Source organism: Leisingera sp. ANG49 (assembly GCF_059694505.1).
Genome location: NZ_JCATZN010000001.1, coordinates 52,853 through 73,329, shown reverse-complemented (window position 1 = coordinate 73,329; position 20,477 = coordinate 52,853). Strand labels below are relative to the sequence as shown.

Here is a 20,477-nt window from a genome sequence, read left to right as displayed (position 1 = left end):
CCGGGCGTTTTCGTATCCTGCGCAAGGCTTTGGCGATTGCGCACAGGAGCCGTTTGGGCCAGCATCGCCGCAAAGCCGGCGCGGAGGGGGACAGGACATGACAGGCGTATTGCCCAGCCAGACCATTGAAATGATGCTGGAGCGCGGGGAGATCACCGTCAGCACGCCGCTGGTGGAGGGCCAGGTGCAGCCTGCCAGCCTCGATCTGCGGCTGGGCCATGTCGCCTACCGGGTGCGGGCGTCATTTCTGGCCGGCCAGGGCCGCAGCGTCTCCGACCGCCTGACCGAATTCGAGATGCACCGCATCAGCCTTGACGGCGGCGCGGTGCTGGAAAAGGGCTGCGTCTATGTGGTGCCGCTGATGGAAGGCCTGGCGCTGCCGGAGGATGTCTCGGCCGTCGCCAACGCCAAAAGCTCCACCGGACGGCTGGACCTGCTGACCCGCACCATCACCGACGGCGGCGAGGAGTTTGACCGCATCAAGCCCGGCTACACCGGCCCGCTCTACGCCGAAATCTGCCCGCGCTCTTTCTCAGTGCTGGTGCGCCCCGGCATGCGGCTGAACCAGATCCGCTTCCGCACCGGTCAGGCGGTGCTGTCGGATGCGGAACTCAAGATGCTGCACGCCGGCTCCCCGCTGGTTGATGGCGAGGCGGTGATCGAGGACGGCTTGGGCTTTTCCGTCGACCTCAAGCTGCCGGGCACCGATCTGGTCGGCTACCGCGCCAAGCCGCACACCGGGGTCATCGACCTGGACCGGATAGGCGAATACGACCCGCAGGAGTACTGGGAAGAGGTGCACACCAAGGACGGCCGCATCATCCTGGACCCCGGCGCCTTTTACATCCTGGTCAGCCGCGAGGCGGTGCACATCCCGCCTGCCTATGCGGCTGAAATGGCCCCCTATTTGGCCATGGTCGGTGAATTCCGGGTGCATTACGCGGGCTTCTTCGATCCCGGCTTCGGCCATGACGCGGCCGGCGGCACCGGATCGCGCGGGGTGCTGGAGGTGCGCTGCCACGAGGCGCCCTTTGTGCTGGAGCACGGTCAGGTGGTGGGCCGCCTGGTCTATGAGAAGATGGCCGAGGTGCCGGAACAGCTCTATGGCGCCGGCATTGCCTCCAACTACCAGGGCCAGGGGCTGAAGCTGTCGAAGCATTTCAAATCGCCGGAGTAACCCTTCCTGCGCCGCCTCAGCGCTTGATATACAGCTCTTCCTCCAACTCATTGCTGACACCGGCCTGCACGGTCCGTTCCAGATGGGTGGACAGCGTCATATAGGTGCGGGTGCCGCGCACTCCTTCGACGTCGTAGATGCGGGCCAGCAGCCCCTCCAGCGCATGCGGGGAGGCGACGCGCACCTTGAGGATCAGGCAAGTGTCGCCGGTGGCGGTGTGGATCTCCTCCACCTCCGGCCAGGCCTCCAGCGACAGAAGCTCAGCCGTCTTGCCCCAGCCGACTGTGTCGACATGGATGAAGGCCAGCATCGGCTTGCCCACCGCCGGCCCGTCCAGCTGCGCCACCGTCGCCCGGATCGCGCCGGAGGCCCGCAAGCGCTTCACCCGCTCATGCACCGCCGGCGCAGACAACCCGGCCACCTGCCCGATAGCCGCATAAGACAGCGTCGCATCGACGCTCAGCGCGCCTAATATTTTTCGGTCCAACGCGTCCAGAACACGGGCAGCCCCGCCGTTCCTCCGAACCTCATCTGTTTTTTCCCTGACCATATCCGCCTGCCCTTCACAGAACTTCATTCAGCACATAGCAAAGATACCTGAAGATTATTCAAGGTAAACCCATGCGAACCCCGATTCTGATCCTGATGAGCGCCATTGGCGTGATTGGCGCGAACTCCCTTCTGCTGTCGCCGGTGGTGACGGCGGTCAGCCAGACCCTAGATGCCACCACGGCAGAGGTGATGCGGGCCGCCAGCGCCTATGGGCTGGGGGTGGCCGCCGCGGCGCTGCTGCTGGCACCGCTGGGGGACCGGCTCGGTGCCGGGCGGGTAATGCGTGCTGCCCTCCTGCTGCTGGGGGCCGGGCTGGGCGCCAGCGCGGCGGCGCCGGATGTCTGGACGCTGATGGCGGCGCAAGCCCTCTGCGGGCTGGCGGCGGGGGCCGCCCTGCCCTCGATCTACACGCTGGCGATGGTGATTGCCCCCAAGGGGCGCGAAGCACAGGTGCTGGGCTATGTGCTGGCGGGCTGGACCGTGTCGATGGTGCTGGGGGTCAGCGTCAGCGCCTGGGCCACCGACCTGGCAGGCTGGCGCGCGGTCTACGGCACGCTTTCGGGCGTGGCGCTGCTCTTGTGGGCCGCCTCCGCCTCCCTGCGCGCCGCGGGCAGCCCCAGCGGCCAGGCCACCTCGCCGCTGACGGCGCTGCGGGTGCCGGGAATCTTCCGCGGCCTCCTGGCAACCGCCCTGCTGATGCTGGGCTTCTACGGCAGCTATTTCTTCACCGGCGCCCATATCACGCAGGAATTGGGGCACAGCACCACCCAGGCGGGTCTGCTGCCGCTGTGCTACGGCATCGGCTTCGGCCTCGCCGTGCTGCTGGATCCGCTGCTGGACCGGCTGGGGCTGGCCCGCGCCACCGCGCCGGTGCTGCTGGCCGTCACCGCCAGCTACCTGCTGATGGCGGCCGTGGCACCGGAGTACCTGCTGCTGTTGGGAGCTGCCCTGGTGTGGGGTGTGTTCCAGCATCTCGCCCTCAACCTGCTGGTGGCGCGGCTCACCGCGCTGGAGCCTGCGCAGCGCGGCGCCATCATGGGGCTGTACAGCACCGTCACCTATCTCTGCGTGTTTGCGGCGCCCTTCGGCGGCGGGCTGCTGTATGCCGCCTGGGGGCTGGCGGGCTGCCTGGCGCTGTCGGCGCTCTTGGCGCTCAGCGGCGCGGCTGAGGCGCTTGGCCTCCGGCGAAAGCCCGGCGGTGCGCTGCCTGCCGGTTCCGCTACTTGACCTTGGGGATGCGTGATTTTGCGTTGCGCAGCTTGCGCTGCGGGCTGGGGCCGGGCCCGAATCCCGGTGCCGGCCCTTTGCTCTTGCCGAGCCGCTGCGCGCCCTGCTGCGCCGCGCGGCGCAGCCCGGCGTTGACCGCGCGCCCGATCAGGCGGCGCAGCACCATGCGGATGATCCAGTTCGCATTCATGACCTCAGTCCTCTGCCTTCGCTTGCCTGCCACCATAGAAGCGTAATGCGGCAATTTCCGGGCGTTCTGAGCCGCGGCGGCAGGATCACTCCTCGAACAGTTCCGCCTGTTCTTCCGCCTCTTCGTCCTCGTCGCCGTTCTGACCCAGCGGCAGGCTGCCCGGCGGCGGCCGGTTCTCCAAAAGGCCCGCGGCGCGCAGCTCCTTCAGGCCCGGCAGGTCGCGGGCGCTTTCCAGGCCGAAATGGTCCAGGAACACCGGCGTCACCACGAAGGTCACCGGGCGGCCCGGCGTCATCCGGCGGCGGCCGAGGCGGATCCAGTCCATTTCCATCAGCTGGTCGATGGTGCCGCGCGAGACCGACACGCCGCGGATCTCCTCGATCTCCGCCCGGGTCACCGGCTGGTGATAGGCCACGATGGCCAGTGTCTCGATCGCGGCGCGGCTCAGCTTGCGCAGCTCGGTGGTTTCCTTCTGCATCAGGAAGCCGAGGTCCGGCGCGGTGCGGATTGCCCAGGCATCGCCCAGCCGCACCACCCGCACGCCGCGCCCCTCATAGCGTTTGCGCAGATGCTCCAGCGCCTCGCGCGGGTTGCAGCCATGCGGCATCCGGCCTTCCAGGTCGCGCAGGGTCACCGGCTCGGCACTGGCAAACAGCACCGCTTCCACCATCCGCTCCTGCTCTGCCATCGGCGGCGCATCGAACAGGGTGTCATTGTCATCGCGCACAGGGGCGCCCTGGCCGTGGCCGTCCATGATCTGGTCTTCCATCAGCTATCCTCGTTCAGGCTGCGCAGCTGGATCGGCGCAAATGTTTCGCTCTGGCGCAGCTCGGCCTTGCCTTCCTTGACCAGCTGCAGCGAGGCGGCAAAGGTCGCCGCGGTGGCTGAGCGCCGCTTCACCGGATCACTGTGCCAGCCGTCCGGCAGATAGCTGATCAGGTCGGTCCAGTCGCCGGTGAAACCCAGCAAGTGCCGCATCCGGTCAAGCGCCTCCTCCATGGTGAAGACCGAATCCCGGTCCATCACGAAGGGGCGGAAATCCTCCTTGGTGCGGATGCGGGCATAGGCCTGCATCAGGTCCAGCAGGTTGGCGGTATAGGTGACGGTCTTGATCCGGGCGACGCTCTCTTCCTCGCCGCGGGCAAAGAAGTCGCGGCCCAGACGGTCGCGCCCCATCAGCCGCGCAGCTGCATCGCGCATCGCCTGAAGGCGCTCCAGCTGGAACGCCAGGTGCGCGGCCAGCTCCTCGCCCGACGGCCCTTCTTCCTCCGGGTCCGGGGGCAGCAGCAGGCGGGATTTCAGGAATGCCAGCCAGGCCGCCATCACCAGGTAGTCGGCGGCCAGCTCGATCCGAAGCTCCTTAGCCTTCTCGACAAAGGCCAGGTACTGTTTTGCCAGCTCCAGCACAGAGATCTTGCGCAGATCCACCTTCTGGGTGCGCGACAGCGTCAGCAGCAGGTCGAGCGGGCCTTCGAACCCGTCCACATCGACGATCAGGGCCTCGGCCGCCAGCCGCTCCTCTACGCTTGTGTCCGCTTCTGAAAAAAGTGACTGCTCAGCCATACACCTGCCCGCCCATGAGGGCGGCAAGTTCGTCTTCGGCAGCCTGAATGTCAAGGTCTGCAGGCGGGCGCCGGGCCGCCAATGCGGCCTCTGCGCGGGTCTGTGCCGCCGCTGTCATGGCACCGGCAGCCTCCGCCACCGCGATGCGGTCCGCCAGCGGCGCATTGCACAGCAGGACCACGTCGCAGCCCGCCGCCAGCGAGTCCCGCGTGATGTCCGTCAGCGATCCCTGCAGCGCCTTCATCGAGATGTCGTCGGTCATCACCAGCCCGTCAAAGCCGATTTGCTCGCGGATCAGCTTCATCATCACCGGCGAAGTGGTGGCGGGCCGGTTATCATAGGCGTCATAGACCAGATGCGCGGTCATCCCCAGCGGCAGGTCATTGAGCGCCTTGAAAGCCGCGAAATCAGTCTGTTCCAGCAGCTCGGACCGGCTGGCCACATGCGGCAGGTCCAGATGGCTGTCGGCGGTGGCGCGGCCATGGCCGGGGATGTGCTTCAGCACCGGCAGCACGCCGCCGTCCAGATGCCCCTGCGCCACGGCGCGGCCGATGGCGGCCACCGCCTGGGTGTCTTCGCCATAGCAGCGGTTCTTCAGAAACTCATGGGTGTCCGCGCAGGCCACATCGGCAATCGGCGCGCAGTTGCTGTCGATGCCAAGGGTGTGCAACTCATGCGCGATCAGCCGGTAGCGCAGGTACATGGCGCGTTCCGCGCCCGCGCCGGCCCGCTGCACATGCTCCAGCGGCGGCAGCCATTCGCGCCCCAGCGGTTTGCGCAGGCGCTGTACCCGGCCGCCCTCCTGGTCGATGGTGATGGGACACTCTCGCCCCACTGCCTCGCGGAAATCTCCGCACAGGGCACGCACCTGCTCCGCGTCTTCGATGTTGCGGGCAAACAGGATGAAGCCGAAGGGATCGGCGTCTCGGAAGAACGCCTTTTCATCCGCGCTCAGGCGCAGGCCGCCGGCGTCAAGGATGGTCGCTCCGTAGGTCATGATGGCCCTCTGCAATACCCCAGTGCTGTGTCCCGGCAAGGGTTGCGCCCGCCACGTGGGGGGCGGGGCGGGCGCTGCCCGGCCTTGCGGCCGGGCGGTACATTAATCTGCTGTCCGTACTGTCACCGGGTGGTCACCGGAATGCAATCGGCATTGCCCGCGACCAGTGCCGAACAGAACCGGCGCGCGTCCGACAGCCCGTCAAAGCCCATTGCCCGCAGCCGGTAGAAGGTGCGGCCGCCGCTTTCGGCGCGCTGGATCACCCGCTGCTTGGTTTCAAGATACTCCGGGAAACGGGCGCTGATGCGGTCCCATTCGGCGCGCGCCACTTCGGGGCTTTCATAGGCGCCCAGCTGCGCAAGGCGGGTGCCGGCTGCCAGGGTGGCCGGGTCCACATCGACCGGTGCGGCCAGCGCTGCCGGTGCGGCTGCGGCCGGAGCCGGGCTGAACCGTGCGGGACGGGCCGAGGGCCGCAGTGAAACCTTGACGCCGGGCGCATTCAGCAGCGCCGGAGACGCCGTGGCAGCGGCCAACGCCGGCTGCAGCGGTTCCGGCTGCACGATCGCAGGCGCTGCCGCAGCGGCGGGCACCGGGGCCGAGACGTTCTCGGCCTCGCGGGCCAGTTCCGCCACCAGCGCGTCGATATCGCCGTTCTGGAAGGAGGCCACCGCCTCCCCGCTGACGCCCGATTCCGCGCCAGGGGCCGCCGGAGCATCAGGCTCCGCCGGGGCGGCAGGCAGCTCCGCAACCGGCGCGGCCTCTGCGGCCAGTTCCGGCAGCGGCTTGTCATCTTCGGTGAGTTCAATGGCAGAGGGCGCCAGGGTCAGCCGGTCGGCAGGCGCCTCGGCGCTGCCGCTGGCCGCCACCGCGTTCACCGCCAGCCCCTGGTGATCCGCCTGGCTGCCGCCCGGATTCTCCGGCTGCTCGCGCATCGGGCCCTCGGCGGCACGCACCACCGGCACACCGCTGACGTCGCGCATCACCAGCTTGTAGCCCCAGAAGCCGACGCCCGCGACCAGTGCGATGGAGGCCACCGCGCCCAGGATGCTCAAGCTTTTGGAGAACCGCGCCCGCAGGCCCGCCGGGGCCGCAGCATAGGCGGCGTAATCATCAGCGCCATAGCCCTGCCCCTCCGGCTGGTAGCCGTAGGCCGGGTCTTCATACCCATAGTCCGGCTCGGCGCCCGGCCCGGTGTACTGCTGGCCGGTGTACGGCTGCCCTGCATAGCTCTGATCGGAGTACTGCTGCCCGTAAGGACCGCCAGCTGCGGTGTCCTGCTGCTGCCGGTCACCGCCCTGTGAATAGGCGCGCCCCTGGCCCGCCTGCGCAAAATACGCCATTGTCCGCCTCACTGCCCGGTATGGCGGCGCCATGCGGCCCCGCGCTCCCAGGTCTCTTGAACTGCCTCAGTCCGGCGGATGAGCAATTTTCACCGCAAGGGCTTGCGCCCCTTTGGCTATCGCATCTCTTCTGCCGGTTTCACGCCAAGAATACCAAGACCAGCGGAAATGACAACGGAAACGGCCCGCGCCAGCGCCAAATTTGCATGTGTTGCCAATTGGCTGCTTTCATTAACAAAGCGTAAACCTTCGTTCGATTTGCCGAGGTGATACAGCCCGTGCAGCTCGGAGGCGAGGTCGTAGAGGTAGAAGGCCACCCGGTGCGGCTCATGGGTGCGGGCGGCGATTTCCACCTGGCGCGGCCATTCTGCCAGCTTCTTGGCCACCGCCAGCTGCGCCGGATCGGCGATCAGGCTGAGGTCCGCAGCGTTCAGGGTGGCATCATCGGCCGCGATCCCCTGCTCCTTTGCCTTGCGCAGGGTCGAGCAGATCCGCGCGTTGGCGTATTGCACGTAGAAAACCGGGTTGTCCTTGGACTGCTCCAGCGCCTTGTCGAGGTCAAAGTCGAAGCCCTGATCGTTCTTGCGCGTCAGCAGCATGAAGCGGGTGACGTCCGGGCCGACAGAATCCACCACATCGCGCAGGGTGACAAAGGTCCCTGCCCGCTTGGACATCTTGAACTCCTGGCCGTCCTTGAACAGCTTCACCAGCTGGCACAGCTTGATGTCCAGCGGCACCTTGCCATTGGACAGCGCCGAAACCGCCGCCTTCATCCGCTTGACATAGCCGCCGTGGTCGGCGCCGAAGATGTCGATCAGCTCGTCAAAGCCGCGCTCCACCTTGTCATAGTGATAGGCAATATCGGGCGCGAAATAGGTCCAGGAGCCATCGGATTTCTTCACCGCCCGGTCAACGTCGTCGCCATGGTCGGTGGACTTGAACAAAGTCTGCTCGCGCGGCTCCCAATCGTCGGGCTTCTTGCCCTTCGGCGGCTCCAGCACGCCCTGGTAGATCAGACCCTTGGCTTCCAGGCTGGCCAGTGCCGCCTCGATCTTGCCGGTGCCGTAAAGCGACTTCTCGGAGTAGAACTTGTCCATCTCGATGCCGAGCTGGGCCAGATCCTCGCGGATCAGCGCCATCATCGCGTCGGTGGCGAACTCGCGCACTTCCGCCAGCCAAACGTCCTCGCCCTTGCCGACATAGGCATCACCCACCTTGTCCTTCAGCGCCTGCCCGACCGGAACCAGGTAGTCGCCCGGATAGGTGCCGTCGGCAAAGGCCACTTCCTGCCCGTGCGCCTCCAGGTAGCGCAGGTAGACGGAGCGCGCCAGAACGTCGACCTGGCCGCCGCCGTCGTTGATGTAGTATTCGCGGGTGACGTCGTATCCGGCATAGGCCAGCAGCGCCGCCAGCGCATCGCCGAACACCGCGCCGCGGGTATGGCCCACATGCAGCGGGCCGGTCGGGTTGGCGGAGACATATTCCACGTTCACGCGCTTGCCTTCGCCCATCGCCGAGCGGCCGTAATCCGTGCCTGCGTCCAGGACCGATTTCAGAACGCCCTGCCAGATGCCCGGGGCCAGCCGCAGATTGAGGAAGCCGGGGCCTGCAACCTCAGCCGAGGTGATCCGCTCGTCTGCCGCCAGCTTGGCCGCCAGCGTCTCGGCAATGTCGCGCGGTTTCATCTTGGCAGGCTTGGCCAGCACCATCGCCGCATTGGTCGCCATGTCGCCATGGGCGGCATCGCGCGGCGGCTCCACCGCCACATTGGCAAAATCGAGCCCCTCGGGCAGCGCGCCTTCGCCGGTCATGGCGGTGAGGCTGTCAATCACAAGCGTGCGGATATCGGTAAAGAGGTTCATGTCTGGCGTCCCAACTGTTCAGCACTGCGGATACCGGGGGCTGCAGGAAGGGTCAACAGGATTGCAGGGGCAGCCCGGCGCCTTGAGAGGGCCGTGCCGGAAAATCCGGATTTTCCAGCCAGTTTTCTTGCGCAGGAAAATTGCGCCGCTGCCGCGGCGCCGGCCTCACAAAACCGCGGTGCGCTCTTCCAGGATCTTGCCCCAGGTGAAAATCTCGTAAGAGCGGAAGGCGGGCACGTAAAACGGATCGCCATGGATCAGATGCTCCACTTCGATCCGGTCCTCGGCCTCGACAATCCACAAGGCGCCGCAGAAATCGCCATCGGTGTCCGGTTTCAGCCCGCCGCCGATGCGCAGCTCCGGGTGTTCCTCGACATAGGCCACATGGGCGTCGCGCCGGGCCTTGTCGGCGCGGATATCCATCATCGCAGGCGCATCGCGGAACAGCACCGCCCAGCGGGTCAGCTCCGGTGCGGAATTGCGGGCTTCACTGGCGGCGGTCACGAGAACATCCCCTGAATGGCCGAGGCCGTGCCCCATTCGGTGATCTTGTAGGTGCGCAGGGAGGCCACATAATAGGGGTCCTGCAGGATCAGCCGCTCCACATCCTGGCGGGTTTCGGCCTCCACATTCCAGATCGCGCCGGGAAAGTCCTGCATCGGCCGCATCGCCAGCGCGCCGCCGATCTGCAGCTCGGGCCGCGACCGCACAAAGGCGATATGCGCCTCGCGCCGCTTCTTGTCGCTGCGCACCCGGTCCATGTCCGGCTTGTCCGTGAATGTGACGGTCCAGCGTGCCATGGCTTTCCCCTCGTAATGCCTCCCCTGCGGATACCGCCGATGCCCCGCGGCATCATAGGGCCAGATCATAGCACGGCTTACGGCCAATTTGCAGCGCAGCGCAGGAACCGGGTGCGGACAACACCCCACCTCACCAATATCTCAGATCAGGCCGGATGCCCCTGCGACTGCTTTGCGCCGTCGCAAATTTCATACCAGCCGGGCTTCTCGCCCACGAACTCATGGAAGCTGTTCGCCGCCTCCAGCACCCCGTCCAGCGCATTTGCGGCAATCGGGAAGCTCTCTTCCTCCGACAGGATCTCCCCCAGCGAGCTGCCGCATATCCGGCAGAAGCAGCGGCCGTATTTATAAGGCGGCGCAGGCTGGTACAGCGCCACGTCCTCCTTGCCGGCAATCCAGCGCAGGTCGTCCTTTTTCACAAAGACAATGGTGCTGGCCCCGGCCTTGCGGCAGCGGGAGCAATGGCAGGTGCCCATCAGCGCCGGCTGCGCCAGCAGTTCAAACTTCACCGCTCCGCAGCAGCAGCTTCCCTCAATCATTCCGGCAATCCTCTCTATCATGAATTTGATGAGAACATTACAGGAACATTTGCATTAAAACAAGCCGAACAGGGCGTTGCGCAAAGGCCCGCAGCAGCGCACGCCCCGCTTGCGCGGCCTTAACCCCGATCTGCGAAAATCACCCCCGCTGCAGCACATGGCGCGGGTCTGGCACCCCGCGCGCACAGGAGACCAGGACCCCCGAGACCACCTCCACAAAAGGTGCAGGGACGTCAAATGGTTGAAGCTTTGGACCGGACCCGGGGCGCGCTGGCGCTCCGGCCCTATCCTCCGCCCCCGTGGCGGCGCCGCCATCCCTATTCCGCCCCTTTGAAAGGCACGGCAGAAAGAACAACAGCAGAAACGGCAGCAGCCGGAGCCCTTTAGACCTCGACCTTCACCCCGATCAGCCGCTCATGCAGCTGCAGGGCAAACCGGTCGGTCATGCCGGCAATATAGTCCGACACGATCCGCGCCAGCGCGGTGCGGTCCCCTGCGGCCGCAATCTCGGCGTGCCAGCGTTCCGGCATGTCCTGCGGGTTGTCCAGGAAATAAGGAAACAGCGCTTCCACCACCTTGGCGACCTTGGCCCGCTTCTCCATCACCGAGGGCGCCCGGTACATGCGGGTGAACAGGAAGGCGCGGATCTCCTTCAGGTCCCGCCACAGCGGATCAGAGAATTTCACCACCGGATGGCCCAGACCGCGAACCTCCTCGACGCTTTGCACGCCGGTATCCGCCAGCAGGCTGCGGGCGGTGCTGATCACATCCTCGACCATGAAGCCAAAGAACCGCCGCAGCGCCTCGTGCCGCCGCCGGTTCGCATCCAGCCCGGGATACTTCCGGTCCACCTCGCCATAGGCACGATCCAAGAGCGGCAGCCGGGCCAGATCGTTATCGGTGAACAGCCCGGCCCGCAGCGCATCATGCAGATCGTGATTGTTGTACGCGATGTCATCCGACAGCGCCGCCACCTGCGCCTCGGCGCTGGCGTGGGTGTGCAGTTCCAGGTCGATGGCGGCATTGCATTCGGCCAGCGCCCAGGGCAGTTCTCCCACCACCGGGCCATTGTGTTTTGCAATGGCTTCGAGGGTTTCCCAGGTGAGGTTCAAGCCGTCAAACTCGGCATAGTGGCGCTCCAGGCAGGTCACGATGCGGATCGCCTGGGCGTTGTGGTCAAAGCCGCCGTAGGGCGCCATCAGCGCATGCAGCGCGTCCTCGCCGGTGTGGCCGAACGGCGTGTGGCCCAGGTCATGCGCCAGCGCCACCGCCTCGGTCAGTTCCTGGTTAAGCCCCAGCGCGCCGGCAATGGTGCGGCCCACCTGCCCGACCTCGATCGAATGGGTCAGCCGGGTGCGGTAATTGTCGCCCTCATGCTCCACGAACACCTGGGTCTTGTGCTTCAGCCTGCGGAAGGCGCTGGCGTGGATGATCCGGTCGCGGTCGCGCTGATAGGGCGAGCGGAAGGAGCTCTCCTCCTCCGGCACCTGCCGCCCGCGGCTGCGGTCCGGCATCGTGGCATAAGGTGCGTGCAATTCAAATCTTTTGACCAAAGCTGGGGCTCCACATCTTGCCGCTTGAATTGCACCTTTCTATATAAAGCTTTGCGCTGCAACCTACGCCCGTGGAGAAACCTGATGCACCTGCCCCCGAAAGTCACCGACCGCGCCTTTGCCCGGCTGGCCGAGATCGGCGCCGCGGATCAGGGCCAGGCGCTGCGGGTCGCTGTGGAAGGCGGCGGCTGCTCCGGCTTCCAGTACGAGATCGCGCTGGATGAGGCCAAGGAGGATGATCTGGTGCTCGAGGGCCAGGGTGAAAAGGTGGTGGTCGACAGCGTCTCCCTGCCGTTCCTGGAAAACGCGGTAATCGATTTCACCGAGGAGCTGATCGGCGCCCGCTTCACCATCGAGAACCCCAACGCCACCTCCAGCTGCGGTTGCGGCACCTCGTTCTCGATCTGAGAATAGGATTGCGAATTCCCGAGCCTTGCCCAAGCAAGGCCGCGCCCGCCCCCGGCTGAAGGGGCGGGCGCTTCGCCCCTGCGGGGCTCAACAGCCATTTCTTCTCAGGCGTTACGGATCGGTCTGCAGCCGCCCGGCACTGCGCAGCCGCGGCATGGCCGGGGCAAACTGATCCCACACCAGATAGAGCCCTGAGGCAATGACAATGGCGCCGCCCACATAGGTGGAGGCCGGCGGGAACTCCCCGAAGAACACCGCGCCGATGACCGCCATCCAGATGAACTGCAGATTCATCAGCGGGGTGACGGCGTAGGAGGCCAGGAGCCGCAGCGCCACCACCAAGAGCCAGCGCGCCCCGAACAGGAGGAACGCATAGGCGGCCGCCCAGCCCGCATCCGCCAGCGGCATCGGCACCCAGACAAAGGGCAGCACCAGCAGCATCGCGCCGCACAGCGTCAGGTTCGGATAGAACACCTGCGCCAGCGCGTTGCTTTCATAACGGCCGATAAACCGCGCCATGGTCATCGAAAACGTGCCGGACACCACCGCGCCGAAAGCAATCAGATGCCCCCAGGCGGCATGCGCCCCGCCATCGTTGTGGGGCAGCAGGAACAGCACCCCCGCAAAGCCTGCCATCAAGGCGATCCAGGCCGCCGGGCGCACCGGCTCCTTCAGCACCAGCCCGGACATCGCGCCCGCCAGCAGCGGCATCATGCCGATGAAGACGAACACCTCGGCAAAGGGCAGCAGCCGGAAGGCATAAAAGAAACAGACCGCGGCGATCAGCGTCGCCACCGAGCGCAGCGCCATCGCCCGCGGGCACCGGGTGCGGAAGCCGCCGCGCTGCGCGGGCAGCCGGTCCGCCAGCAGGCAGAAGCCCGCCACCATGGCGCCCGACAGAGCATAAAGCTGCGCCGCCGCATACTGGCCCGCCAGCAGTTTGGTGATCCCGTCAGCTGAGGCGATCAGGCCGGTATAGGCCACCACCAGAAGCGCCCCGCCCAGGGCCTGGTTGCGTGAACAGCCCATCACGCAGCCCCCGCGCTGCCCGCGCGGGCAAATCCTTCAAAGAAGCCGGCAAACCCGGCGCAGCTGCGCTCTGCCGCGCAAAGCAGCCCGTGCTCCTCCTCGCTCAGCATGGCTTCGGCCCGCGCTTTGACCGCGCCCCAGCCGGGCCGGCCTGTTCCAGCCTCAAAAACGGCTTCCGAAAGACTTTTCAATATACTTCCTCCCCGCAGCGCCGACACATGCACGCCCCCTGCGGGTACCGCCTGCCGGAACGCCGTGCGGCCGGACAGGATCATGAGCCAGTTAACAACAAAATACTCGTGATAGGAATCGTTAAGTCCAGAAAATTCCCGTTTTGATAGAGTAAACCCGGAAACCTGTCTGTCAAGCCAGCCTTCCCAGGCGGCGGGCGGCTGCTGCCCGGCATAGCGCAGCGCGATGCAGATCTCGGCCAGCAGATCAGCGTTCTGGTCGAGGAACGCCACCAGGCCCGCAAACTCCAGACTGGTCAGCGCCGCCTGCGGCAGCTGCGGGTCGCGGCGGCCGTATTCCGACAGGTAAAAGACGATGTGTGTCAGTTCGTAAGCCGCTTTTTTGTTTGGGATCGCAAAGGTTTGCGGGCGCGAGATGAAGGCGCGCAGCCGGTCGTCCAGCCCGTCGTCGCGCAGGACCGCGCCGCGCCGTGCCAGCAGGCGGCGGGCCTCGGCCCGCTGCAGGTCCGACAGCTCCGCCTGCGCCAGCCTCTCCCGTTCGATCCATGCGGCCAGCTGCGCCCCGGTGCCCCCGGGCAGACCCAGGTCCTCCAGATCCAGGCAGATCGACAGGATGAAACGGTAATACTGGCGGAAGAAACTGATATGCCGCGCCGCGCCCTCGTAAAACCCCTGCAGCGGCGCCAGGGCCTCAGCGGCAACATCCGCCCCGGTGCATTCCAGAATGTTCAGAAGCTCGGCGTTTTCCTTGAGCCAGAACACGTCCTCCTGCGTGCGCCGGTGCGCGGCGAAACCGCCGATCAGCGCCGCATGCGCAGCCGCCCGGGACTGGCGGGCGGCGGGAGAGAAGAACGGGATGATCTGGGCCATGGGAACCTCCTGCGGAAAGATGCGGCGCGGCAAGGGCGGCCCCGCAACCGGGACCGCCAAAAGGTCAGGGGCCGGAAAGGAGGCCGGCCCGCTCCCGGTCAGCTGCCCGAGGAGAACAGCCGGGTTGCGTCGCCGCCGCTGGTGCGCGCTTCTGCCGCCGGAGCGGAGCCCGAGGAGAACAGATGCGTGCCCTCGCCCGCGCCGGTCTCAGCCGCGGCTGCCGGGGCCGAGCCGGAGGAAAACATTTCCGTCAACTGCCCGGAAGCAACCTCAGATTGAGTTGCGGGCGCAGAGCCTGAAGAGAACATCTGCACCAGATCGCCCCCGGACGTCTCTGCCCGTGCCGCCGGAGCCGAACCGGACGAGAACATTTCCACCAGGTCGCCGGCCGCCGTTTCGCTGCGGGCCGCCGGGGCCGAGCCGCTGGAGAACAGCCCGGTTTCACCGCCTGCCCAGCTGTCCGCCATCTGCGGCATGGAGCCGGAAGAGAACAGCGAAACGCCTTCCCCTGCTGACAGATCCGCGGTGCATTCAGGCGCTGAGCCGGAAGAGAACATCTCCGTTGCATCGCCTTCGAACAGGCTGGCGCCTGCGGCCGGGCGGGTGGCGCGGATGGTCTGGATTTTACGCTGAGCAGTCATGTTGGAACCCCATTCATTAAGGACAAAAGGCTCCTTGACGCTGGCACGGGCGCCGCGCAGCGCAAACAAAAAATGCAATTTCACATTGTATTTTGCATTCGCAATTACTTTAACTTCAACCCGCTATTTTTTGCGCAATTTCAATTATTTCAATTCATCCACAGGATATTCACCGTGTTATTCACACGCATATTATTGCAAAATAATTAAAATCAACCTGAGGGTTATTTTTCACCCGTGCAAAACGCCAGCGGGCCGCAGCGGCACAAGTGATTCGCGATTCGCGCTCCGGGCTTGCCCCGGGGCGCTGATTCAGCGATAGATCGGCCCCGAATAAAGCAATCTGGGCCGGAGGCAAGCCATGAAAATCGCCACTTTTAACATCAATGGCATCAAGGCCCGCGCCCAGGCGCTGCCGGACTGGCTGGACGAGGCGCAGCCCGACGTGGTTCTGCTGCAGGAAATCAAGTCGGTGGATGAAGCGTTTCCGCGCGAGATCTTCGAGGAGCGCGGCTACAACGTCGAAACCCACGGGCAAAAAAGCTTCAACGGCGTGGCGATCCTGTCCAAGCTGCCGCTGGAGGATGTGAGCCACGGCCTGCCAGGCGATGACAGCGATGAACAGGCGCGCTGGATCGAGGCGACGGTGGTGGGCAAGCAGGCGATCCGGATCTGCGGCCTTTACCTGCCCAACGGCAACCCGGTGGAGCTGGAGGCGGACGGCAGCCCGGCGGCGGGCGGCAAATACGCCTATAAACTGGCCTGGATGGAGCGGCTGAAGGCCCGGGCCGAGGCACTGCTGGCCGAGGAGATGCCCGCGCTGATGGCCGGCGATTACAACATCATCCCGCAGGCCGAGGACGCCAAGCGCCCGGAGGCCTGGGTAGAGGACGCCCTGCACCGCCCGGAAAGCCGCGCCGCGTTTCAGCGGATCGTCAACCTGGGCTTCACCGAGGCCTTCCGCGCCCGCCACCAGGGGCCGGGGCAGTATTCCTTCTGGGACTACCAGGCCGGCGCCTGGAACCGCGACGACGGCATCCGAATCGACCATTTCCTGCTGACGCCGCAGGCGGCGGACCTGCTGCGGGAGTGCCAGATCGACAAGGACGTGCGCGGCCGCGAGAAGCCCTCCGACCACGTCCCGGTCTGGGTGGACCTGGACATCTAGGCGCTGCCCGCGCCGCGCGCCAGCGCGGCGCCACGCCCAACCTGTGCCGGTTCATCTTTGATGATCCGGAACGGTGCGGGGGCCTTCCCTGCCCGCCTCAGGCGGTGACGTCGTGGCGGTAGATCCAGTCGAACTGGCTGACCATGCGGTCCGGGGCGAAACGGCCGCCCAGTTTCAGCACCTGGTGCGCAGGCCAGCTGAGCGGCGCCCGCAGATGGTATTTCCAGGCATTGTTGCTGGCCGCCCGCACCACTTTCTCCGCCCGATCGCGGCGGCGCGACTGGTACATTGCCAGCCCGGCCTTGAGCCCCGTCGCCTCCTGCAGCGAACGGGCCAGCACCCAGGCATCCTCCAGCGCCAGATTGGCGCCCTGGGCCATGAACGGCAGCGTCGGATGCGCGGCGTCGCCCAGGATGGCGGTGTTCTCGCCATACCAGCGCTCTGCCACCGGATGGCGGAACAGCCCCCAGAGCAGCACTTCCTCCACCGCGTCCAGCAGCGCCGCGGCATTGCCGCCGAAGCCCGCAAAGGCGGCGCGCAGGTTCGCGGGGTCGTCCTTGAAGTTCCAGCTTTCCTCGGCCCAGGCGCGGCGCTCCTGCACCGCGACCAGGTTCATCAGGCTGCCGTCGCGCAGCGGATAGGCCACCAGATGCCGTCCCGGCCCCATGAACACCTGCGCCTCCGGCGGCAGGTTCAGATGGTTGGGCACGGTGGCGCGCCAGGCCACCTGGCCGGTGAAGAAGGGCTTGCGCTCGCCGTTCAGGGCCACCCGCGTTTTCGAATGCAGCCCGTCGGCGCCCACCAGCAGGCCGCCGCCGCATTGGGCGCCGTTCACCAGGTGCACAAGGGGCTGCGGGCCGGGTTCGATCCGCTCCGCCTTTTGCAGCAGCCGCACCTGCACGCCTTCGCGCCGGGCGGCGCCGGCCAGGATGCCGACGAGGTCGGAGCGGTGCACGAAGTAATAGGGCAGCCCGGCGGCGTATTCATCCAGGTCCAGCCGCAGCACCTGATTGCCGCGTCGGTGGCCGCGCAGCACCACCGCGCGGGCGCGCTGTGAGCACCAGGCCAGATCATCCGCCAGCCCCAGCGCCTTCAGCACCTGAACGCCGTTGGGGGTGATCTGCAGCCCCGCGCCGACCTCCGAGATCGCCTGGGCCTGCTCCAGCACGGTGACGGATGCCCCGAAGCGGCGCAGCGCCAGCGCTGCGGCCAGGCCGCCGATGCCGGCGCCGATGACGGTTATTTTCAGGCCTTTGAGGTCCATGGGGCTCCTGCAGATTCTCCGCCTGCCCCCAATGAAACAAAAAACGCCGGAGCAAAAGGCCCCGGCGTTAATGTTTCTTGCGTTTTTACCGCCAAAATCAGCGGTTAATCGTCACGGTGGACTTTTTCACGGCGCTCGTGGCGTTCCTGCGCTTCCAGGCTCATGGTCGCGATCGGACGCGCATCCAGGCGCTTCAGCGAGATCGGGTCGCCGGTCACTTCGCAGTAGCCGTATTCACCCTCGTCGATGCGGCGCAGCGCCGAGTCGATCTTGGCGACCAGCTTGCGCTGGCGGTCGCGGGTGCGCAGCTCCAGCGCGCGGTCGGTCTCTTCGCTGGCACGGTCGGCGACATCGGGAATATTGCGGGTGCTGTCCTGCAGCCCCTCAATGGTGTCGCGGCTGTCTGCCAGCAGGTCCTGCTTCCATTCCAATAGTTTGCGTCGGAAATACTCAAGCTGCCGTTCGTTCATGAACGGCTCATCTTCGGCCGGTCGGTAGTCGTCCGGCAGAAACACTTCTTGCTTCATTTCGGCTCCTTCGGTCTGGCCCATCATGCTGGTCATAAACAATACCTCAACACTTTGGATCCCCCTCTGCCGCAGCGTTTATCCCTATCGGACAGGAATGTCACTACACAATAGTGGCGCTGTTTGGTTAAAAGCGTGATAACAAGACGGCAACCACGGCTGAAACGGGAAAGATATGCGATTTCAGGGCACTAAGGAATATGTTGCAACCGATGACCTGAAGGTTGCGGTGAACGCGGCGGTGACGCTGGAGCGGCCGCTGCTGGTCAAGGGCGAACCCGGCACCGGCAAGACCGAGCTGGCAAAGCAGGTTGCCAGCTCGCTGGGGCTGCGGATGATCGAGTGGAACGTGAAATCCACCACCCGCGCCCAGCAGGGCCTTTATGAATATGACGCCGTGAGCCGCCTGCGCGACAGCCAGCTGGGCGAGGAGCGCGTGCATGATGTGAAGAACTACATCCGCAAGGGCAAGCTGTGGGAAGCGTTCGAGGCGGACGAGAAGGTCGTGCTGCTGATCGACGAGATCGACAAGGCCGACATCGAGTTCCCCAACGACCTCTTGCAGGAGCTCGACAAGATGGAGTTCCACGTCTACGAGACCGGCGAGACCATCAAGGCGAAGCACCGCCCGGTGATGATCATCACCTCCAACAACGAAAAGGAACTGCCGGACGCTTTCCTGCGCCGCTGCTTCTTCCACTACATCCGCTTCCCGGACGCGGAGACGATGAAGAAGATCGTCGAGGTGCATCACCCGGGAATCAAGGAGGCGCTGCTGACCGCCGCGCTGACCCAGTTCTACGAGATCCGCGACACGCAGGGGCTGAAGAAAAAGCCTTCGACCTCGGAGGTGATCGACTGGCTGAAACTGCTGCTGGCCGAGGATCTGAGCCCGGAGGATCTTGCCCGCGACGGCGCCAATGCGCTGCCCAAGCTGCACGGGGCGCTGCTGAAGAACGAGCAGGACGTGCATCTGTTCGAACGCCTGGCCTTCATGGCGCGCGGGCGGCGCTGACCGCGCGGGCAGAGGACACAGGCGGCAGGCGCTTTCCCGCCGCCTGACTGTTTCGCTTCAAATTGCTGCCGCATTCCCCTATCAGAGGAAACAGGGCCGGGCTGAGGCAGCCGGGCCGCTAGGGAGACACCTGAGTGCCCGCGGACGCAGCAATGGACCCGGAAATGACACCCCGCCGCAGCGGGAAGCGCCTGCTGAAGGCTGCCGCCGGCGTTCTGGCGGCGCTGGCGCTGGCCGCCTGCGCGGCCCCGGCGGCCCGTGTCGAGGCGCCGACCCGCGCCGCCGCCGCGCCGCTGGCGCTGCCGCCGGTCAAGGTGTTCACCACGCCCCGGCCGCAAGCCCCCCAGCGCTCCAACGCCGATATTGCCCGCGACTTCCTGGATTTGCATTTCCAGCTTGAGGGCGGCAGCACCCTGCCCCAGTTCACCCGTTTTGAGACGCCGATCACCCTGCGGGTCACCGGCGCCCCCGCCCCCGGCTTCAGCCGCGAGCTGAACGCGCTGCTGGCACGGCTGCGCGCGGAGGCCGGGATTTCCATCCGCCGGGTCACCGGCGGCGAGGCCAGCATCACCGTCCAGATGGTCTCCCGCAACGAGATCCGCCGGGCGCTGCCAAAGGCGGCCTGTTTCGTGGTGCCCAATGTCTCCTCGCTGGCGGAATACCGGCGCAACCGGCGCAGCCCGCGCACCAACTGGGCGCTGCTGCGCGAGCGGGACCGGCTGGCGGTCTTCCTGCCCAACGACACCAGCCCGCAGGAGGTGCGCGACTGCCTGCACGAAGAGCTGGCGCAGGCGATCGGTCCGCTGAATGACCTCTACCGGCTGCCGGATTCGGTCTTCAACGACGACAACATGCATGCGGTGCTGACCGGGTTCGACATGCTGATCCTGCGCGCGACCTACGCGCCGGAGCTGAGGACCGGCATGAGCCGCGATCAGGTCGCCGCCCGCCTGCCCGCCATCCTCGCCCGGCTGAACCCGCGCGGTGCAGGCGCCGCAGCCCCGGGGCTCCCGGACACGCCGCGGGCCTGGGCGGCGGCCTACGAACAGGCGCTGGGGCCGCAGGCCTCGCTGCGGGAGCGGCTGCGCGCCGCCAACAGGGCGGCAGAGATTGCCCGCGACCTGGGCTGGATCGACCACCGCCGGGCGCTGAGCCACTATACGCTGGGGCGGATGCTGCACATCCGCGAGCCGGAGCTGGCACTGCAGCATTTCCTGACCGCGCAGGACTTCCTGCAGGGGCTGCCCGGCACCGGCATCCATCAGGCCAAGGTCGCGGTGCAGCTGGCCGCCTATGACATTGCCACCGGCAACGGCGCATCGGCCCTGGCCCGGCTGAAGCCGGCGGCTGATGCCGCTGCGGCCCATGAGAATGCCGCCCTGCTGTCCACCCTGCTGATGCTGCAGGCGGAGGCGCTGGAGCTGGAGGGCCGCATGGTGGAGGCGCGCCGCGTCAGGCTGGACAGCCTGGGATGGGCGCGTTACGGCTTTGGCCCGGATTGGGTGGTGGAGGCCCGGCTGGAGGAAGTCGCCGCGCTGCGCCCCTCCGGCTCCTGATACGGCCC

The 20,477-nt window shown here is 66.3% G+C and carries 22 protein-coding genes; 6 read left to right on the top strand and 16 right to left on the bottom strand.

Going from position 1 to position 20,477, the window contains the following annotated elements; genetic code table 11:
• The first annotated feature begins 97 nt into the window (after positions 1-97).
• Complete coding sequence (locus AC58NV_RS00345; protein WP_497225388.1) at positions 98-1,177, top strand: 2'-deoxycytidine 5'-triphosphate deaminase; 1,080 nt, start codon at positions 98-100, stop codon at positions 1,175-1,177.
• A gap of 16 nt (positions 1,178-1,193) precedes the next feature.
• On the opposite strand, the gene AC58NV_RS00340 is transcribed toward AC58NV_RS00345, so the two are convergent.
• Complete coding sequence (locus tag AC58NV_RS00340) at positions 1,194-1,727, bottom strand: Lrp/AsnC family transcriptional regulator (RefSeq protein WP_497225387.1); 534 nt, start codon at positions 1,725-1,727, stop codon at positions 1,194-1,196.
• A 71-nt stretch (positions 1,728-1,798) separates the two neighbouring features.
• Here AC58NV_RS00340 and AC58NV_RS00335 point away from each other — a divergent pair, with 71 nt between their 5' ends.
• The gene (locus AC58NV_RS00335) at positions 1,799-2,956 is read left to right on the top strand and encodes an MFS transporter (RefSeq protein ID WP_497225386.1); all 1,158 of its coding nucleotides are present in this window, start codon (positions 1,799-1,801) and stop codon (positions 2,954-2,956) included.
• On the opposite strand, the gene AC58NV_RS00330 is transcribed toward AC58NV_RS00335, so the two are convergent.
• The 10 genes from AC58NV_RS00330 to AC58NV_RS00285 all read right to left on the bottom strand — a co-directional run bounded on the left by AC58NV_RS00330 (position 2,949) and on the right by AC58NV_RS00285 (position 11,782).
• Positions 2,949-3,146, bottom strand: coding sequence for a hypothetical protein (locus AC58NV_RS00330; RefSeq protein ID WP_497225385.1), 198 nt, complete (start codon positions 3,144-3,146; stop codon positions 2,949-2,951). The two genes, AC58NV_RS00335 and AC58NV_RS00330, sit on opposite strands and share 8 nt — an antisense overlap.
• Before the next feature lie 85 nt (positions 3,147-3,231).
• Positions 3,232-3,915 (bottom strand): SMC-Scp complex subunit ScpB, encoded by a 684-nt coding sequence (gene scpB / locus AC58NV_RS00325; RefSeq protein WP_497225384.1) that lies wholly within the window; start codon positions 3,913-3,915, stop codon positions 3,232-3,234.
• On the bottom strand, positions 3,915-4,709 hold the full coding sequence (locus AC58NV_RS00320; protein ID WP_366659712.1) for a segregation and condensation protein A: 795 nt from the start codon (positions 4,707-4,709) through the stop codon (positions 3,915-3,917). Before AC58NV_RS00320 ends, scpB begins: the two co-directional genes overlap by 1 nt.
• Entirely contained in the window at positions 4,702-5,706 is a 1,005-nt protein-coding gene (gene nagZ / locus AC58NV_RS00315; RefSeq protein ID WP_497225383.1) for a beta-N-acetylhexosaminidase, read from the bottom strand. Before nagZ ends, AC58NV_RS00320 begins: the two co-directional genes overlap by 8 nt.
• 122 nt (positions 5,707-5,828) lie before the next feature.
• A complete protein-coding gene (locus tag AC58NV_RS00310; protein WP_497225382.1) occupies positions 5,829-7,046 on the bottom strand; it encodes an SPOR domain-containing protein in 1,218 nt (405 codons plus the stop codon).
• A gap of 116 nt (positions 7,047-7,162) precedes the next feature.
• Complete coding sequence (gene argS / locus AC58NV_RS00305; protein WP_497225381.1) at positions 7,163-8,908, bottom strand: arginine--tRNA ligase; 1,746 nt, start codon at positions 8,906-8,908, stop codon at positions 7,163-7,165.
• A gap of 165 nt (positions 8,909-9,073) precedes the next feature.
• Complete coding sequence (locus tag AC58NV_RS00300) at positions 9,074-9,412, bottom strand: YciI family protein (protein WP_497225380.1); 339 nt, start codon at positions 9,410-9,412, stop codon at positions 9,074-9,076.
• Complete coding sequence (locus AC58NV_RS00295) at positions 9,409-9,708, bottom strand: YciI family protein (RefSeq protein WP_174144876.1); 300 nt, start codon at positions 9,706-9,708, stop codon at positions 9,409-9,411. The genes AC58NV_RS00300 and AC58NV_RS00295 overlap by 4 nt, the downstream gene beginning before the upstream one ends.
• Positions 9,709-9,854: 146 nt before the next feature.
• The gene (locus AC58NV_RS00290; protein ID WP_497225379.1) at positions 9,855-10,247 is read right to left on the bottom strand and encodes a GFA family protein; all 393 of its coding nucleotides are present in this window, start codon (positions 10,245-10,247) and stop codon (positions 9,855-9,857) included.
• 383 nt (positions 10,248-10,630) lie between these two features.
• A complete protein-coding gene (locus AC58NV_RS00285) occupies positions 10,631-11,782 on the bottom strand; it encodes a deoxyguanosinetriphosphate triphosphohydrolase (RefSeq protein WP_497226372.1) in 1,152 nt (383 codons plus the stop codon).
• 102 nt (positions 11,783-11,884) lie between these two features.
• Here AC58NV_RS00285 and AC58NV_RS00280 point away from each other — a divergent pair, with 102 nt between their 5' ends.
• Positions 11,885-12,208 (top strand): HesB/IscA family protein, encoded by a 324-nt coding sequence (locus AC58NV_RS00280; RefSeq protein WP_366659722.1) that lies wholly within the window; start codon positions 11,885-11,887, stop codon positions 12,206-12,208.
• A 111-nt stretch (positions 12,209-12,319) separates the two neighbouring features.
• Here the strand turns inward: AC58NV_RS00280 and AC58NV_RS00275 are convergent, their stop codons facing one another.
• The 3 genes from AC58NV_RS00275 to AC58NV_RS00265 form a co-directional block, all read right to left on the bottom strand.
• On the bottom strand, positions 12,320-13,237 hold the full coding sequence (locus AC58NV_RS00275) for a DMT family transporter (RefSeq protein WP_497225378.1): 918 nt from the start codon (positions 13,235-13,237) through the stop codon (positions 12,320-12,322).
• A complete protein-coding gene (locus tag AC58NV_RS00270; RefSeq protein WP_497225377.1) occupies positions 13,237-14,298 on the bottom strand; it encodes a DUF6902 family protein in 1,062 nt (353 codons plus the stop codon). The genes AC58NV_RS00275 and AC58NV_RS00270 overlap by 1 nt, the downstream gene beginning before the upstream one ends.
• 98 nt (positions 14,299-14,396) lie before the next feature.
• The gene (locus AC58NV_RS00265; protein ID WP_497225376.1) at positions 14,397-14,939 is read right to left on the bottom strand and encodes a hypothetical protein; all 543 of its coding nucleotides are present in this window, start codon (positions 14,937-14,939) and stop codon (positions 14,397-14,399) included.
• A gap of 361 nt (positions 14,940-15,300) precedes the next feature.
• Between AC58NV_RS00265 and xth the strand changes: the two genes are divergently transcribed.
• On the top strand, positions 15,301-16,107 hold the full coding sequence (gene xth, locus AC58NV_RS00260) for an exodeoxyribonuclease III (RefSeq protein ID WP_497225375.1): 807 nt from the start codon (positions 15,301-15,303) through the stop codon (positions 16,105-16,107).
• A gap of 97 nt (positions 16,108-16,204) precedes the next feature.
• On the opposite strand, the gene AC58NV_RS00255 is transcribed toward xth, so the two are convergent.
• Together AC58NV_RS00255 and dksA are read right to left on the bottom strand one after the other, a co-directional pair.
• Positions 16,205-17,371: an FAD-dependent monooxygenase gene (locus AC58NV_RS00255; RefSeq protein WP_497225374.1), complete on the bottom strand. Its 1,167-nt coding sequence runs from the start codon at positions 17,369-17,371 to the stop codon at positions 16,205-16,207.
• Positions 17,372-17,475: 104 nt separating this feature from the next.
• A complete protein-coding gene (dksA, locus tag AC58NV_RS00250) occupies positions 17,476-17,898 on the bottom strand; it encodes an RNA polymerase-binding protein DksA (RefSeq protein ID WP_036762180.1) in 423 nt (140 codons plus the stop codon).
• Between the two features lie 175 nt (positions 17,899-18,073).
• On the opposite strand from dksA, the gene AC58NV_RS00245 reads away from it, so the two are divergent.
• Both AC58NV_RS00245 and AC58NV_RS00240 read left to right on the top strand, forming a co-directional pair.
• A complete protein-coding gene (locus tag AC58NV_RS00245) occupies positions 18,074-18,913 on the top strand; it encodes an AAA family ATPase (protein ID WP_497225373.1) in 840 nt (279 codons plus the stop codon).
• Between the two features lie 164 nt (positions 18,914-19,077).
• Positions 19,078-20,469 (top strand): DUF2927 domain-containing protein, encoded by a 1,392-nt coding sequence (locus AC58NV_RS00240; RefSeq protein ID WP_497226371.1) that lies wholly within the window; start codon positions 19,078-19,080, stop codon positions 20,467-20,469.
• Positions 20,470-20,477: the final 8 nt, after the last annotated feature.

Excerpts from the sequence above, each read along its gene's own strand:
- AC58NV_RS00345 (WP_497225388.1), top strand. The coding sequence starts at position 98 with ATGACAGGCGTATTGCCCAGCCAGACCATTGAAATGATGCTGGAGCGC.
- AC58NV_RS00340 (WP_497225387.1), bottom strand. The coding sequence starts at position 1,727 with ATGGTCAGGGAAAAAACAGATGAGGTTCGGAGGAACGGCGGGGCTGCC.
- AC58NV_RS00335 (WP_497225386.1), top strand. The coding sequence starts at position 1,799 with ATGCGAACCCCGATTCTGATCCTGATGAGCGCCATTGGCGTGATTGGC.
- AC58NV_RS00330 (WP_497225385.1), bottom strand. The coding sequence starts at position 3,146 with ATGAATGCGAACTGGATCATCCGCATGGTGCTGCGCCGCCTGATCGGG.
- scpB (WP_497225384.1), bottom strand. The coding sequence starts at position 3,915 with ATGGAAGACCAGATCATGGACGGCCACGGCCAGGGCGCCCCTGTGCGC.
- AC58NV_RS00320 (WP_366659712.1), bottom strand. The coding sequence starts at position 4,709 with ATGGCTGAGCAGTCACTTTTTTCAGAAGCGGACACAAGCGTAGAGGAG.
- nagZ (WP_497225383.1), bottom strand. The coding sequence starts at position 5,706 with ATGACCTACGGAGCGACCATCCTTGACGCCGGCGGCCTGCGCCTGAGC.
- AC58NV_RS00310 (WP_497225382.1), bottom strand. The coding sequence starts at position 7,046 with ATGGCGTATTTTGCGCAGGCGGGCCAGGGGCGCGCCTATTCACAGGGC.
- argS (WP_497225381.1), bottom strand. The coding sequence starts at position 8,908 with ATGAACCTCTTTACCGATATCCGCACGCTTGTGATTGACAGCCTCACC.
- AC58NV_RS00295 (WP_174144876.1), bottom strand. The coding sequence starts at position 9,708 with ATGGCACGCTGGACCGTCACATTCACGGACAAGCCGGACATGGACCGG.
- AC58NV_RS00290 (WP_497225379.1), bottom strand. The coding sequence starts at position 10,247 with ATGATTGAGGGAAGCTGCTGCTGCGGAGCGGTGAAGTTTGAACTGCTG.
- AC58NV_RS00280 (WP_366659722.1), top strand. The coding sequence starts at position 11,885 with ATGCACCTGCCCCCGAAAGTCACCGACCGCGCCTTTGCCCGGCTGGCC.
- AC58NV_RS00275 (WP_497225378.1), bottom strand. The coding sequence starts at position 13,237 with ATGGGCTGTTCACGCAACCAGGCCCTGGGCGGGGCGCTTCTGGTGGTG.
- AC58NV_RS00270 (WP_497225377.1), bottom strand. The coding sequence starts at position 14,298 with ATGGCCCAGATCATCCCGTTCTTCTCTCCCGCCGCCCGCCAGTCCCGG.
- AC58NV_RS00265 (WP_497225376.1), bottom strand. The coding sequence starts at position 14,939 with ATGACTGCTCAGCGTAAAATCCAGACCATCCGCGCCACCCGCCCGGCC.
- xth (WP_497225375.1), top strand. The coding sequence starts at position 15,301 with ATGAAAATCGCCACTTTTAACATCAATGGCATCAAGGCCCGCGCCCAG.
- AC58NV_RS00255 (WP_497225374.1), bottom strand. The coding sequence starts at position 17,371 with ATGGACCTCAAAGGCCTGAAAATAACCGTCATCGGCGCCGGCATCGGC.
- dksA (WP_036762180.1), bottom strand. The coding sequence starts at position 17,898 with ATGAAGCAAGAAGTGTTTCTGCCGGACGACTACCGACCGGCCGAAGAT.
- AC58NV_RS00245 (WP_497225373.1), top strand. The coding sequence starts at position 18,074 with ATGCGATTTCAGGGCACTAAGGAATATGTTGCAACCGATGACCTGAAG.
- AC58NV_RS00240 (WP_497226371.1), top strand. The coding sequence starts at position 19,078 with ATGACACCCCGCCGCAGCGGGAAGCGCCTGCTGAAGGCTGCCGCCGGC.